The 15,254-nt window shown below is 40.2% G+C and carries 14 protein-coding genes and 2 pseudogenes; 8 read left to right on the plus strand and 8 right to left on the minus strand.

Annotated features, from left to right (window positions below; genetic code table 11):
* Positions 1-7: 7 nt before the first annotated feature.
* The 5 genes and pseudogenes from DESOR_RS01705 to DESOR_RS01725 form a co-directional block, all read right to left on the minus strand.
* Complete coding sequence (locus tag DESOR_RS01705) at positions 8-631, minus strand: NeuD/PglB/VioB family sugar acetyltransferase (protein ID WP_014182885.1); 624 nt, start codon at positions 629-631, stop codon at positions 8-10.
* A 35-nt stretch (positions 632-666) separates the two neighbouring features.
* Positions 667-1,716: a sugar phosphate nucleotidyltransferase gene (locus tag DESOR_RS01710; protein WP_345788335.1), complete on the minus strand. Its 1,050-nt coding sequence runs from the start codon at positions 1,714-1,716 to the stop codon at positions 667-669.
* Positions 1,717-1,814: 98 nt separating this feature from the next.
* Positions 1,815-2,981, minus strand: coding sequence for a LegC family aminotransferase (locus DESOR_RS01715; protein WP_014182887.1), 1,167 nt, complete (start codon positions 2,979-2,981; stop codon positions 1,815-1,817).
* 22 nt (positions 2,982-3,003) lie between these two features.
* The gene (locus DESOR_RS01720) at positions 3,004-3,984 is read right to left on the minus strand and encodes an NAD-dependent 4,6-dehydratase LegB (RefSeq protein ID WP_014182888.1); all 981 of its coding nucleotides are present in this window, start codon (positions 3,982-3,984) and stop codon (positions 3,004-3,006) included.
* Positions 3,985-4,009: 25 nt separating this feature from the next.
* Positions 4,010-4,895: pseudogene (locus DESOR_RS01725) on the minus strand (UTP--glucose-1-phosphate uridylyltransferase).
* Between the two features lie 157 nt (positions 4,896-5,052).
* On the opposite strand from DESOR_RS01725, the gene DESOR_RS01730 reads away from it, so the two are divergent.
* The gene (locus tag DESOR_RS01730; RefSeq protein ID WP_042330695.1) at positions 5,053-5,250 is read left to right on the plus strand and encodes a DUF4309 domain-containing protein; all 198 of its coding nucleotides are present in this window, start codon (positions 5,053-5,055) and stop codon (positions 5,248-5,250) included.
* Between the two features lie 65 nt (positions 5,251-5,315).
* Here DESOR_RS01730 and DESOR_RS01735 read toward each other — a convergent pair whose 3' ends face one another.
* Positions 5,316-6,305: a glycosyltransferase family 4 protein gene (locus DESOR_RS01735; protein WP_014182889.1), complete on the minus strand. Its 990-nt coding sequence runs from the start codon at positions 6,303-6,305 to the stop codon at positions 5,316-5,318.
* A gap of 140 nt (positions 6,306-6,445) precedes the next feature.
* Between DESOR_RS01735 and DESOR_RS01740 the strand changes: the two genes are divergently transcribed.
* Entirely contained in the window at positions 6,446-7,030 is a 585-nt protein-coding gene (locus tag DESOR_RS01740; RefSeq protein ID WP_014182890.1) for a class I SAM-dependent methyltransferase, read from the plus strand.
* A gap of 4 nt (positions 7,031-7,034) precedes the next feature.
* Here the strand turns inward: DESOR_RS01740 and DESOR_RS01745 are convergent, their stop codons facing one another.
* Positions 7,035-8,030, minus strand: coding sequence for a glycosyltransferase family 4 protein (locus DESOR_RS01745; protein ID WP_014182891.1), 996 nt, complete (start codon positions 8,028-8,030; stop codon positions 7,035-7,037).
* A gap of 191 nt (positions 8,031-8,221) precedes the next feature.
* On the opposite strand from DESOR_RS01745, the gene DESOR_RS01750 reads away from it, so the two are divergent.
* The 5 genes and pseudogenes from DESOR_RS01750 to DESOR_RS01770 all read left to right on the plus strand — a co-directional run.
* The gene (locus DESOR_RS01750) at positions 8,222-9,268 is read left to right on the plus strand and encodes a UDP binding domain-containing protein (protein ID WP_014182892.1); all 1,047 of its coding nucleotides are present in this window, start codon (positions 8,222-8,224) and stop codon (positions 9,266-9,268) included.
* A 35-nt stretch (positions 9,269-9,303) separates the two neighbouring features.
* Entirely contained in the window at positions 9,304-10,224 is a 921-nt protein-coding gene (locus DESOR_RS01755; RefSeq protein WP_014182893.1) for an NAD-dependent epimerase/dehydratase family protein, read from the plus strand.
* A gap of 65 nt (positions 10,225-10,289) precedes the next feature.
* A complete protein-coding gene (locus DESOR_RS01760; RefSeq protein WP_014182894.1) occupies positions 10,290-10,994 on the plus strand; it encodes a glycosyltransferase in 705 nt (234 codons plus the stop codon).
* 209 nt (positions 10,995-11,203) lie between these two features.
* Positions 11,204-12,070 (plus strand): YncE family protein, encoded by an 867-nt coding sequence (locus tag DESOR_RS01765; RefSeq protein ID WP_014182895.1) that lies wholly within the window; start codon positions 11,204-11,206, stop codon positions 12,068-12,070.
* A gap of 44 nt (positions 12,071-12,114) precedes the next feature.
* Positions 12,115-12,417: pseudogene (locus DESOR_RS01770) on the plus strand (UDP-N-acetylglucosamine 2-epimerase); the annotation flags it as partial.
* A gap of 309 nt (positions 12,418-12,726) precedes the next feature.
* On the opposite strand, the gene DESOR_RS01775 reads toward DESOR_RS01770, so the two are convergent.
* A complete protein-coding gene (locus tag DESOR_RS01775) occupies positions 12,727-13,557 on the minus strand; it encodes a CAP domain-containing protein (protein ID WP_014182896.1) in 831 nt (276 codons plus the stop codon).
* 531 nt (positions 13,558-14,088) lie between these two features.
* Here DESOR_RS01775 and DESOR_RS01780 point away from each other — a divergent pair.
* A complete protein-coding gene (locus DESOR_RS01780) occupies positions 14,089-15,237 on the plus strand; it encodes a DUF362 domain-containing protein (RefSeq protein WP_014182897.1) in 1,149 nt (382 codons plus the stop codon).
* Positions 15,238-15,254: the final 17 nt, after the last annotated feature.

Genomic DNA, 15,254 nt, shown 5'->3' on the forward strand with positions numbered 1-15,254 from the left:
CACCCTTTTATACCGTTTTTATTATCTTGGCAGGAACACCAACAGCAGTGCAATTGTTTGGAATATGATCAATTACGACAGCACCTGCTCCGATTACGGAGCACTTTCCAATTATTTTCCCTTGAATAATCGTGGCATTGGTGCCAATAAAAGCCCTATTTCCTAAGGTAACATTTCCGGAGATGCTGGAATTAGGAGATAAGTTAACATAATCACTTATTTTACAATCATGGCCTATTGTAGAATTAAGATTGTAAATTCCAAAATTACCGACCTCGATGTTATTCGTAAATCTAACCCCCGCAGTAATTACATTACCTATACATTGATTGAATGTTACTAATTGGCCCTTGCCAAAACTAGCTGAAGGATGAATGATATTGACATATTTTAAATAATCAAATTCTTGAGAGATTTTAGCTCGTATACTATTGTCGCCTATTCCTATAACAAAATCGTAATTCTTTTCGTAGAGGTTTTTTACACAACTCTCATGGATTACGTCGTATCCTAAAAGCACTTTTTGGTTGGGATCAATTCCAATAAAAACAATATTGGAGTAACCGATTGCCCAACATATATCAGCTACCTCTCGGGCAAATCCTGATGTTCCAAATATTGCTATATTCATAGTTTTATCCACTCTCCTAAAATATCCTCACGAACTCAGATTTCTAATTCCTTTCTCATTCGCTCTAACTCTTCAAGCTGTCCCATATCAAGCCAGCAACGTTCACTAACCGGAAAAACTCCGATCTTTTCACCAAGGCTTTTTTGCTGCTCAATGATATCAGTAAAACCTATTGGGGTATTTTCTTCTAAGCGATTGATTACTTCGGATTCTACAACATAAAAGCCGGTATTGGTCAGAAATGAGTACTCGGGTTTTTCAATCATTGAAGCGATTTCACCGTTGCCAATCATATTGATGATTCCATAAGGAATCGTGAGATGTTTGTAGGCAGCTACCATGGTAATCATATTCCCATTTTGTTTATGAAAATCATAAATTTCCTTATAATTGGCTCGGATGAGGATATCACAATTTGTCAGGAAAAATGTGGATGTCAGTTTATCCTTCAGCAGGCAAAGTCCGCCGCCGGTACCCAATTGTATCTCCTCATTGTGAAACTCCAGTGTATAATCCTTCTCAACCTCGCTGTAATAAGCCTTGATCATATTTTTCTTATGGTTGACGATAAAATGAAACTCGTTGCATTGATACTTCTTGAAATGGTTTATTATATGCTCAGTTATGGGTATTTCGCCAATGGGAATAAGTGGTTTCGGCAGTATTCTGGTATACGGATATAACCTGGTCCCTAAGCCGCCGGCCATGATGACGACCGGCACATTTAGCGAGAGGTTACGTCCAATTTCGTAATCTTTTAGAAAAGCAATGGATTGGATTTCTAAGCTTTCATTGACAATGGGCAATGACAAAATTGACCACTTTTTCATTAATTCCTGAGCCTTATCTTTATCTTGTTCATAGATAAATCTTGGCTGATAATTAGCGATTGCGCTTACTCTGTCTTCCAGTTTGCCTTCGCGCAGCAAATGTCGTCTAATGTCGCCATCCGTTATAATTGCTTTCAATTTATTATTTTCGACCACCAGCAGCATTTGATTTGCTGTTGCATCGATCTGTTTCATAGCATCAAGAACACTTTTATCTTCGCTGATAAACAATGCCCCTATCTTCAATATTCTCACCCCTTTTAGTATATGAATAATCATAGTAAAAGGGATCCATAATAGGAAATTATTTCAAATAATGACTTTCAAAAGAGTGTACAACTCTATATTGTAGATTAAGAAATAGACTTTATGGTGTTAATTACTTTATATACACTGCTTGCAGACAAATTACTGCTGCAAGGCAGATTGACAATGCGACGATGATACTCAGGCGCTTTCTCAATCTTGTATGCTTGATCTAGTAAATAGGGCTTTTGTTCATGAATAAGCCCCCATACCGGACGAGTCTGAATATTTCCCTCAGCTAATTTGTCGATGATTTTCCGGCGAGTGTATTTATCTAAGTTCATGATATATAAGGAATAAAACCAATAGTTCGGTCTGATATCTTCTCTGAAATCTAATATCTCTATACCGTTAATTTTCCCATTGATATTACGTTTGTAACGCTCATAATTCTCTTTTTTGACCGAGATGAAGTGCTCAAGCTGTTCCAACTGGGCAACCCCCAAGGCTGCTTGCAGGTTGGTCAAGCGATAATTGTAACCGACTTCGTTATGGAAGAAATTAACTGCATCGTCTTTGGCTTGTGTAGAGAGATATTTCGCTCTCTTTAAAATCTCTCGGCTACTGGAGACAATCATACCCCCGCCGCCCGTGGTAATAATTTTATTGCCATTAAATGAATACACGCCTATGTCGCCAATGGTTCCGGCGTATTTTCCTTGATAAGGACCCTCGAGGTAGTAAGTCCCTAAAGCCTCAGTGGCGTCTTCAATGACGATCAGGTTATATTTCTTAGCGATATCCATAACTGCCGGCATATCGGCCATATTGCCAAAAACGTGAACAACCACTACGGCTTTTATTTGCTTTCCGGTAGTTTTATTGATCAATTTATTGTCTAAAAAATTACATTCTCTTTGGCAGAACATCTTTAACTTTGCCATATCCATGCAGAGAGAATTATCGCAATCCATAAAAATAGGAGAGGCATGACAATATTTAACAGGATTTGCCGAAGCGATAAAAGTCAGAGTGGGTACGATCACTTCGTGATCCTTCTCCACGCCGGCTAAAATCAAGGCTAAATGTAAACCGGCAGTTCCGCTTTGACAGGCGACAGCTGAATACACCTTTAAATAATGGGCTAATTCTGTTTCAAACCGGGCTATATATGTCCCGCCGGTAGACACCCATTCTTTGTTTATGGCATCAGTTAAATAATTCAGCTCATTACCTCTCAGGTTAGGAACTGATAATGGTATGAAATGTTTCATTATATCACTTCCTAAAAAGATGTTAAAGGTTGTAAATGTCAGCTTTGTACTTGCTTAAATTTTCTCTAAGGAAGGTTATAGTCTCTGCCAAACCTTCTTTGAGACTGTATCTTGGTTCCCAAGAGGTTAGCTCTTTGATCTTTTTATTCGAACCCAACAGCCGGTTGACCTCGCTTTTTTCAGGACGAAGTCTTTGTTCGTCACAAATGATTCGAGCGTTCGGATTAATCTGATCAATCAATTGTTGTGCCAGCTGACCGATAGATATCTCTTGCTGGGACGCAATGTTAATCTCTTGCCCTATGGCCTTGTTGGATTTGGCAATGTCAATAAAACCTTGGGCGGTATCCTTTACAAAATTTAAGTCTCGAGTTGGGGTAAGAGAGCCTAACTTTATTTCTGTCATCCCGGATAAAAGCTGAATGATAATGGTTGGAATAACTGCCCGAGCTGATTGACGAGGTCCATAGGTGTTAAATGGTCGAACTATGGTAATGGGCATTTCAAAACTGCGATAGAAGCTCTCCGCCAGTCGGTCTGTACCGATTTTTGTAGCCGAGTAAGGGGACTGTCCTTGATAGGGGTGTTTTTCATCGATGGGTACATATTGTGCAGTACCGTAAACCTCTGATGTAGAGGTTACCAAAATCCTTTTCGTTCCCAAATCTTTCGCTGCCTGGAGCACGTTCAGTGTACCTTTAATATTCGTATCAACATAGGAATCAGGTGAATGATAGCTGAAGGGAATTGCTATTAAAGCAGCCAGATGGAAAACCTCATCCACCTGATTTAGAGCAGTTCTAACACCATTGGGATCACGGATATCACCTGCAAAAACTTCAAGCTCATCTAACAGTTCTTTGGGGAAGGTATCAAGCCATCCCCAATTGCCAAAGGAGTTATAATAAACAAACGCTTTGACTTTGTTACCATTCTTTATAAGTCGTTCGACAAGATGGCTGCCGATAAATCCATCAGCGCCGGTAACCAGAATTGTTTTCATTGCCTTTCCCCCGCATATCAAATATTTATTTAACATATGTCTCAATATATAATAGGTTCATAGACGTTAGTGCTGGGTATAAAATGCGTTCCGGATGCATGGTCATGATTTCGTTTAGATGGCGGAGATAGTTTATTAGTTCACCTGCTACATCATCATGTCGTAAGCCATATTCAATCGTTGCTTGAATAAAACCAAATTTGTCTCCAACATCATACCTGCGTCCATCAAAATTGTAGGCGATAATTTTCTCAGCTTGGCTGAGTTCACGCAAGCCGTCCGTCAGTTGGATTTCTCCCCCCTTACCGGGTGTGAGATTTTCTAGAATGCGAAAAATCTTAGGGTTTAGTATATATCTCCCCATGATGGCTAAACGTGTTGCAGGAGCATCTTCCGGACGGGGCTTTTCAACAAGATTCCGGGCACGATAAACACGGTCGCAAAGTTTCGCGCCATCGACAATGCCGTATCGAGAAACTTTATCCAAAGGAACCTCTTGTACTCCTACAATACTTGCGTCATGGTGTTCGTAAATAGCTATCATTTGCTTCAAACAAGGTGTCTGGGCATGTATGACATCATCCCCCAATAAAACTGCAAAAGGCTCATTGCCTATAAAGTTGCTTGCACAATAAATAGCATGACCTAAGCCTAAAGCTTCTTTTTGACGGACATAAAAAATATTGGCTATCTGAGAAATATCTTGAACCACCTTCAGGAGCTCTGTCTTATGGGCCTTGTCCAGGAAGACCTCCAGTTCAATTGAACGGTCAAAATGGTCTTGATAGCCCGCTTATTGCGACCGATGACGATAACAATGTCCTCAATTCTTTAGGGTGAGCTTTCGTTGCCGGTAAAATGCGTGTGCCTAGTCCAGCTGCTGGAATCACCGCTTTGCGAATTTTGTGCATAGCAATACTCCTCATAAACAATAATTAATTCTAAAATGGTTTGTCCTCCTTTTTACTTAGGTACTGCATACTATGCCTTTAGTAATAATGTTGTGAAGGAAGAGCAGGCACTGAAAGGATTAAATGAACTAACAAAATAATTTATTCAAAAAAGGTTTTGGGAACCCTGGCATACGATGTTAAGGATAACGGGCAGGAGATTATTGGATATACTGCGGGTTCAGAGTTCAAAGTGGAAATGGTGTTCACTCAGCCAACATCGGCTAATCCTAACCCTGTGATGGATCATTATAATATTCTTTATCCGCGAGGAACGGTTAATAGCATGGCAGATGATCCGGGGAGACAATGGTAATATAAACGATAACAAAAGCAGCTTTCCCAAATATTGAAAGCTGCTTTTGCTCTTTTTAAACAGAATTATTTGAGGCTTAATAAGAAAGCTTCTACTTGATTTGCGGTACGCTCCCAAGTCCAAGCTTGGGCGAAACTATGCCCTGAAGCTGCTATACGCTGACGTTCGGTATCCTCAGTCAATAGATAATAAATAGCTGAACTCAGTTGATCAATATCACTTGGGGGAACTGACAAACAGTTTTCACCATTTTGGACATAATCACGATTACCGCCGCAATCGGTGGTCACTACAGCCGTACCACTGGCCATAGCTTCAAGGGGAGGGAGACCAAAGGCTTCAAAGTAAGAGGTGTAAACAAAAAGGTCTGCCTCTGCATAAAGATGCGCCAATTCTTGGTCGGTGTTGGAGGTTTTAACGTTGCAAGGCACGGGACTTTTAAATTGAGCGTTTTCTGGAATGGATACTGTTAAATCAAAATTAACCTGATCTTTCAATCGAGTAACAGCTTTCAAAAATTCTGCTCCCCCTTTCCAGGTATACCCTGAAATAGGATCACGCATGATGTAAAAAATATTCTTATAGCCTGTTTGCTTTGATGTTTTGGGATAAGGATGGAAGGTTGAAAAGTCCACTCCCCCAGAAATAACCGTACTTTGCAGACCGGTTTCCTGGAGGATAAGCTGGCGATGCCATTGTGAGATTGACATGATTGGGGCACCAATGAGGTAAGTTTGTTTTGCTATTTCTGATTCAGGAACCCAAAGAGGTTCATATCCTAAACTTAGACGTACGACTCTTCCCTTTTGGGATTCAAATGCGGGTTTCACTGTTAAATAGAAATTTGGGAGTATGAAGTCGGCAGAAGGAATGGAAGCGGGGGTTAGTTCTTTTACCCGTTTTAATTTGGCTCGCAGCGGCCATACTTGGAGGCCTTTATCAGGCATGACTACTTCAACATCATGTCCTTTATCAACAAGGGCATTTGCTAAATGATAAATAAAACGGGCTCCTCCACCCATTTCTAAACTTAGAACAGGAAAAACGATCTTCATAGTTTGTCCTCCCTTATACATAACGGTACTACATCTTATGCTTTTAGATGACTGATTTGTGTTATATCACTGGCACTTTTAAGAAAAAATTTGAATACCATACTAAAAGAAGGAAATAAAGATGGAAGGATGTTCAGCCTGTGACAGTTAAGGTCGTAAATCATAAAGATATTCTAAACAAAATTAATGAGCTTCTGTCAGGTTTCAATACAGTCTTAGACATCGGCTGCGGGGTTGGCGAAACTCTCGGTCAATTTTGTTGTCCCATAAAAATTGGGGTAGATACTCACAGACCCTATTTAGAAAACACTAAACCAGGTGAGCAGTTTGTAAAAATAAATTACAGGGCAGAACGTCTAAGTGAACTGTTTTTGCCTAGGTCATTAGACTGTGTGACTTTAATTGATGTCATTGAGCACTTTGAGAAAAACGTTGCTTGGGATGTTTTGCGGCAAGCCGAAGAGATTGCCGCAAAAAGGGTTATTGTTTTTACTCCAAGGGGGTTCTTTCAGCAGCTTGATATTGATCACTATGGTTTAGGAGGAGAAAGTTTTCAACGTCACCGATCAGGCTGGGAAATTAATGATTTTAGAACTCGTGGTTACAATATCTTGATCTTTGATAAGTTCCATGACCAAAGTAATAGAGCGTTTTTAGAGGCCTATGGGGTTGAAGCTGAACCGATAGATGCTCTGCTGGCATGGAAGGATTGTAATCAAGACTAAAAGGTTACCTGCCTGTAAGCTGAAGCAGGAAAGCCTCAAGTTTATCCGCTGAATTCCGCCATGTCCATGTTTGGGCAAATTGACGGCCGACTTGAGCAAGTTGATTACGAATATTTCCTTGAGTTAATAAGTGAACTAAGATAAGGGTTAGTTGTTGAACATCACTGGGGGGAACTAATAAACAGTTCTCTCTGTTTTTTGTATAATCGCGGTTACCGCCATTATCGGTGGTCACAACTGCGGTTCCGCAAGCCATTGCCTCTAAAGGAGGCATTGAAAAAGCTTCAAAATAGGAAGTTGATACAAAAATATCTCCCTGAGCATAGAAATGAGCCATTTCCTGGTCCGTATTGGCGATAACAGTCTCATAGGGAATAGGTGCCGGATAAGTTGCCCCTTCCGGTGCAACGACTTGAATATCAAAGCCTGGAACTAACTGAGTTAAGCGCTGTATTGCTTCCCAAAAATCTTCAGTGCCTTTCCAAGTATAGCCATGTTCTCTGGAACGAAGGATATAAGCGATTGTCGGTCGCCCTGTGGTTAAGGATTTTTTTGGGCCGGGACAAAATACAGAGGAGTTAACTCCCCCGGGAATAACGGTACTGTCCCTGCCTGTTGCCTGAAGGATTATTTGACGATGCCATTGGGAAATGGAAAGGATCGGAGCATTGATCAGGTAGGAGGATAAAGCCTTTTCCTTTTCTTCGACCCATAAAGGCTCATAGCCAAGGCTTAAGCGAACGACTTGGCCCTTTTTTGATTCCCAGGCTGGAAAAACAGTGGGATAGAAATTGGGTAGTATGAAATCAGCAGGGGGTATCTTATCGGGAGTAAGTTCCTTGACGCGAGTGATTTGTGCTCGCAAAGGCCAAGCGACAGCCGCCTTTTCAGGAAGGACAATTTCTACAGCATGCCCTTTATCGACCATTTCGTTTGCCAGATGGTAGATAAAGCGTGTTCCTCCTGTCTCTAAACTTACAACTGGAATAACAATCTTCATAATTGGTTTCCTCCATGAAATGTAAAAAATATTGTCTTTTCAGTTTATGTTCAAAGAGACAATAAGGTTGCAAAAAAAATTTACTTAAAGGCCTTCACAGGTTTTTTGAGGATATCCCCAGCTTTACTGTGTCAACAAGGAGTGGACTGCCATAACTTATAGTGATGACATTGCGGGAGGATAGACCAATAATGAAAATTTGTGTTGTTGGATTAGGTAATATCGGATTCAATCTGTTCACTTATCTGGAACAGAAATTCCCAGGAACGGTCATCGGGGTAGATGTGGATAAGAATAAGGTTAATGAATTACGTCATCAAGGTCATAGAGTGACCACAGATTATAGGGCCTTAACTGGGATAGATGTGTGGCTAATGGCTCCATCCACCGGAAATCAGGGTCAAAATCTTTTTTCGGCATTAGAGCAGATGATCATCATGCCAGGTTCTTTGATCTCCATCGAATCGACTCTGCCGCCTGGAACAATGGTTCGTATTCGAAAATTACTGGAAAAAAAGGGGTTTGAGTTAGGAGAAGACCTTTTCTTAATTCACGTCCCTCATAGAGTTATGTTTGGGGTGGACAAAACGGTCTGCGATACACCACGTGTGATAGGTGCCTTTACAAAAGCCTGCCTTGAAAAAGGACGTCACTTTTATGCTCCTTTAGTTCCTCTTTTGATTGAAGTTTCAGATGTTAGAGTAGCGGAATTGGCTAAAGTCGTTGAAAACGTCAAACGGTATGTAGATGTTGCTTTTGCTCAAGAAATTTATAGATACTGCGTTGCTGAAGGGATGAACTTTAATGATTTAAGAAGGGCTGTTAACAGTAAAACAAATGTTGAACTATTAGGGACCGACTGGGGTATCGGCGGTGAATGTCTGCCCAAGGATATGAATTTCTTACGAAAAGTCTGTTCATCCGCCCTTTTGGAAGGGGCAGAACAAGCAGATCAGGATTATCGTGATCGTATTGTCAAGCAAGTAGGCACCGGTAAAAATGTACTGATCAGAGGTCTAAGCTATAAAACAGGTGTCAAAGATCTAAAGCACAGCAAGGCCGTGGATATGGTTAGGGCTCTGGAGACAGCTGGCAATACGGTTTGGGTAGAAGATCCTCTATTTTCTTCTGAGGAGTTAAAAGATGCAGGGTTTAACTGCATTGACCAATATGTAAGCAAAGAACAATCCAAAGAGTGGGTGATCTTGGAACGACAAACGGCTTTAGAAATTAAATAGAGGGTACGTTAAAATTATCTAAAAGGAGCAAAGTAATGGCTAAAATTTTAGTAACAGGCAGTAAGGGAACGTTAGGAACAAGACTAGTTGAAGTGCTTCAATATCGGGGACATGAGGTTTGGGAAGTTGATTTGCAGCATCATTTGGGGGAACGATATATACGTGCTGATATTTCGGAATATCGTCAGTTAGAACGTGTATTTGAGCAGGATTATGACTTTGTTTTTCATTTAGCAGCAGAATTTGGGCGCATAAATGGGGAACATTATTACGACACTCTATGGAAAACAAATGTAATCGGGACCCGTAATATTCTAGAATGGCAATTAAAAAATGGTTTTAAATTGATCTTTACCAGTTCTTCTGAAATCTATGGTGAAGCACCGGAACCTCTGTTAACAGAGGATTTGCCTTTGAAAAAAACGATTATACAGCATAACGATTATGCCTTGACGAAATGGGTTAATGAAGTTCAAGTCCTAAATTTTGAAAAGAGGTTTGAATCTCCCATAGTCCGATTGCGTTTATTTAATGCCTATGGTCCTGGGGAATACTACCACTCCTATAGGAGTGTGGTATGTCTCTTTATTTATCGAGCACTAATGGGTATTCCGTATGAAGTCTTCGAAGGGTATTATCGTGTCTTTATGTATGTTGATGATTTAATTCCGACCATAGCCAATGTAGCCAAAAATTTCATACCTGGTGTGGTTTATAACATTGGCGGTACGGAATACCGCAGTGTCAAAGATTTAAGTGAATTAGTTCTTAAATATACCAATGGCAATCCAAAGCTTGTTCAGTATCTGCCTGAAGATAAGCATAATACAGTCAGTAAACGGCCGGATATATCCAAAGCTAAAGCTGATTTGGCCCACGATCCCAAAGTACTTCTCGAAGAAGGCTTACCAAAAACCGTAGAATGGATGAAGAAAGTATACTCAATATCTGACTAATTTTATCGTCTCAAAAACTTAGGGTTTGATTTATTAAGGTTTCCAAGATTAAGGAGAGAAACAAAATGCTGCCACCCAAAGTTAGTGTCGTCATCCCAACGTACAATCATATTCGCTATCTCCCCTATGCTATCGAAAGCGTTATCCATCAAGATTATGCAAATCTTGAAGTGATCGTAATTGATGATGGTTCTAGGGATGGAACATCAGAGGCAATTAGGCCTTATCGGCCAAAAATTAACTATGTCTATAAAGAAAACGGTGGAACACCCAGCGCTTTAAATCGGGGTCTTTCGGTGGCGACGGGGAAGTATATTTGCTGGTTGAGTGCTGATGATGCAATGATGCCGGACAAAGTAGCTAAACAAGTTGAGCTAATGGAAAGTAATCCGAGCCTAGGCTTTAGCTATACTAGTTTTATTGTTATTGATGCTAATGGAGTTAAACAGTACGATGTAAATTCACCCTATTACCCGGATAAACGAGAAATGGTAACAAGGCTTATGGAGGGCTGTTTTATCAATGGTTCATCCGTGATGATGAGCAGAGAAGCTTTAAATGTTGTAGGAAATTTTGATTTAGGTCTTCCCCAAGCGCATGATTATGATATATGGTTTCGATTCCTTAGACAATACAATTGTGGATTTCTGCCAGAAGCCTTGTTGGCTTATCGCTGGCACGGTGAAAATATGAGCAAACACTCTAACGATGCGTGTATTATGATCGTCCAAGAAAGAGCTAAACAGCTATTCCCTGAGTGGTTAAGTTAATAGAAATTGAAAAGCGAATTGAGACTCTCAGCTTCTATCTATTGGGAGTCTCTAATTTTTTATTGTGAAAGTGAACTCTCTTAGATACGTTCACTAAACCTGTACCCCTAACATATAATAAATAACTTAGAGCCATTAACTTTATCTTGTTTCTGAGGAGTTTACTACTTCTTTAATCATTCTCACAATCTAATATGAGGAGGCAAACCATGGCGTCGTTGACAACCGGCTTAATTGAGAATACAGGGGTTTCTGGGTCAAGGTTTTGTTCAAAATTATCGGTAAGAATAACCAATAAGGATTTGATTAATGGAGTGGTCCGTATTTGTGGATACTATTGGACGGATACTCTCAAAAAAGAATATGTTTTGGATTTATTAACGTTGGCTCCTGGTGAAGTGAGGATCAGCAGCTTTTATGCAAAGTTTGATTTATTGGAATTTCAATTTATAACCAGTACTGATGCAGTAGAAATTTCAGTATGGGGTGAGGATGACACCGGTAGTATAAAGGCAGTTTATAATTTACTTCCGCCGGATATATTGCCAATGGATTGGGAACGAAATGCAGCAGAAGTCAAGAAACAGACCATTCCTTCCTTTAATAGCAGAATTTACGTTCTAGATTCCAACAGCAACCATGTCTCGGTTATTGACGAAAAAACCAATACCCCCATAGGATCTATTTCTATGGGTTCCGGCCCATATGGTATAGGAATTAATCCCACAACAAGTAAAATCTATGTGGCCAATTTTGGCAGCAACAATATCTCAGTAATTGATGCTGATTCTAATGTAGTTCTTACCACAATTACAGTAGGTGCTAATCCAGTCGGAGTAGCTGTAAATCCTGTTACTAATAAAATATATGTTACAAACTGGAGAAGCCACAGTGTTTCAGTTATTGATGGATTTACCCATGTGGTTCGAGCAACCATCATGGTTGAAGAGTTTCCTGAAGGAATTATTGTGAATTCAGAAACCAATCTAATCTACATTGCGAATCATGGAAATAATTCGGTTACAGTTATTAATGGAAACACAAACACAGTTATTAACAGTATAGCTTTAAGTTAACAGAACAAAGAAACAATATGCTAAAAATCAAAGGGGAATAATGTATGAAGATCATGACAATCTTAGGTACACGTCCAGAAATTATTCGCTTGAGCCGGATTATTCCTCGCCTTGACGAACTTTGTGAGCATATCCTCGTGCATACCGGTCAGAACTTTGATCGGAGTCTTAATGAAATCTTTTTTCGAATATTGCAGAGTGCCGGAGGAAATCAACCGCCGAGTAATCGATCATTGCAATGATATTTTATTGCCATATACCGAGCGAAGCCGTGCCAATTTATTGAAGGAAGGGATTGATGGAAACGCATCTATGTAACAGGCATCCCGATAAAAGAAGTTCTCAGTTGGAGAAACATAGTAAGACATGGCTGGGAAGGGCAGGTTCAAAATGTCAGCAGGAAAGTCATAAAAATCCTCTTAAGTGTTTAATAATTTGTTGCCTTGTCATTACTGGTATAATGTCAAGGCAACAAATTATACAACCGAAAGATGGTTCCTAATTATGTTGAAATAAGTGGTACTAGAAATTGTTTGGTATTTTAAGGAAGAAGATGGCATAAAGGCCAATTAGTTCAGGTTTTATGAAAATTTGAATTAGAGGTGACAGTTTCTTCAAAATGAAAGAACCTCCACGTCGGAGGTTCTTTCAATTAATTACTGTTGTAGAAATTCTTGAACATAAAGGTTACCATAAGCAGTTCCGTAAGCTATTCCAACTCCTACATGTGTGAAGCGTGGGTCTAAAATGTTAGCTCTATGGCCTGGGCTTTGCATTAGTGCAGCCATTGAAGCAGCTACGGATTTATTACCGGAAATATTTTCTCCAGCCCAGCGTACTGTAATTCCTGCCATCTGCATCATGGCCCAGGGACTGCCATAAGTCGGCGAGGTATGACTGAAATAGTTGTTTTCTTTCATATCATTGGCTTTGGTACGTCCTACTGCCGTTAGGCGCAGATCGGCAACTACCGGATTTAAGCCGGCTGCAAGTCGCTCCTGATTAATCATGTCCACCATCAGCTGTTCGTCTGCTGTCAAAGCAGCCACTGGAGGAATTGAGGTTACCGCAGGGGCAGGTGTGGTTGTTGTAGTTGTCGATGTTGTGGTAGTAGGCGAAGTTGTATTAGTTGTGTTAGTTGGTGTTGAAGGAGCTGCTGAAACTATGTTTGCTTGGGTATAATTCTTTAAAGAAATAACGTTATTATAGTTGCTGGAGGGTGAGGTTCCAATACTTACATAAGAAGGAGCAGTTGAAGATGAAACATTTGTTTGTGTTGGAGTTTGGGGAGTTGTGACCGTTGTTTGAGTGACTGGGGTTGTATTTGAAGCTGGTGTAGTCACGGACCCGGATGACGATATTGTTACAACGGAGCCTGACAATTGCCGAGGAGCTTCAATAATAAGGGCAGCTTGGACCGGCAAAGCAACTGTAGTCATTAAGACGCCAAGTTGTATACCAATTAATAATTTTGTTTTTAAAGCCATGTCTAAGTTCCTCCTTGTGAGTGTTAGGACTTATTTCAGACAACTGCAGTATAACACCTAAAGTTGTCTCTGGAAATAGAACATTATTCCATTAATGCCATTGTTCATAATTTCTGCAGTTATTAATTTCCCTCTAGAATTAAAAAGAGCTATAATAAAGCATGCTAAGCATAATGATCATTCTTTTCAGATAGCTTAAATTCATAGATAATCTCTTTTCTAGCTTATACATAATTAAATTATCTTAAATTTGGTTAGAGATCCTTAATTTATAAGTAATAAATAACCAATGGAAAGGGAGAAGTAATAAGCATGGCAAATGAGAAGCTGTTCATATTTGCTCATCCTGACGACGTATCCTTTGCTTTAGGTGGAATCATTTCTAAATACACAGAACGAAAATTTGAAGACATGGACGATTGAAGCAGGACTTTTTCATAGAAGAAAGTATTTTAGATGTAACTATGAACTGAGTATAAGTCCAGGACGAGGCCAGGATATCTGGCAGATTTAGAAAGGGTGGGTTCGTAAGTGCCGGCAAAGGTTGTGCTTAAATTCTGCCCGGATTATACGGCTGATGTGGAGAAAAGCTTGCGGGAAGGCTTAGAGGAATGGGACGGCATGTCAAGGTTTGTAAAGCCGGGACAAAAGGTGCTGCTTAAAGTAAATCTCCTTATGAAAAAAAGACCCGAAGAAGCGGTAACGACGCACCCAATGGTTGTCGAAGCAGTGGTGCGTTTAGTTCAGGAAGCTGGTGGAATAGCCATCATTGGGGACAGTCCAGGCGGACCTTATACTGTAAATGCCCTTCAAACAATCTACACTAAATCCGGACTGCGTGAGGTTGCTGAGCGAACGGGCGCCATATTAAATGAAGATGTCGGTCAAACAACCCTTCGGTATTCAGAAGGAAAAATTGTTAAAAGCTTGACAGTTACCAACTGTGTCTTGAAAGCTGATGTGGTGATCCCTATTTCTAAACTAAAAACTCATGGGATGATGACCTTTACAGGTGCTGTTAAGATTTTGTTTGGAGTCATACCCGGACTCTTGAAAGCAGAGTATCACTTGAAGATGTTTAAAATTTCGGATTTTGCCGATCTTCTGGTAGATATCGCTAATTGGGTTAACCCGGCCTTTAGTATCATGGATGGCATTATAGGGATGGAGGGAGATGGACCTTCAGCAGGCAAGCCCCGTAACGTGGGAGCCCTTATCATGAGCACAGATCCCTTTGCTGTTGATGTGGCAGCAACAGATCTCATCGGCTTAAATCCGGAAAAAGTGCCAACTTTAATGGCGGCTCGTGCTCGGGGTTTGACAAGTCGGCTTAATGAATTAGAATTGAAGGGGGATTCTCGTTCTTTGTGGAGAATTGAGAATTTTATCATACCCAAAGCCGTTTCGGCAAACTTTTTAGATATGGTTCCTCTGCCTGAAAACGTTAAAAAATTTGTACTAAACCGTGTTCGTCCGCTACCATTGTTTGAGCACGAATTATGTAAAGGATGCAGAGATTGTGTTAACAACTGTCCGCCGAAAGCATTGACTATGAATAAAAATCAACGTCCTATTGTTGACTTGCAATCTTGTATTCGCTGCTTTTGTTGTCAGGAACTTTGCCACCATCAAGCAGTCAAGCTGTATAAACCTTGGTTGGGACGAAAACTATTAAAGTAAGATCAATTGCGGATAAT

It is taken from the genome of Desulfosporosinus orientis DSM 765, assembly GCF_000235605.1.
GTDB classification, from domain to species: domain Bacteria; phylum Bacillota; class Desulfitobacteriia; order Desulfitobacteriales; family Desulfitobacteriaceae; genus Desulfosporosinus; species Desulfosporosinus orientis.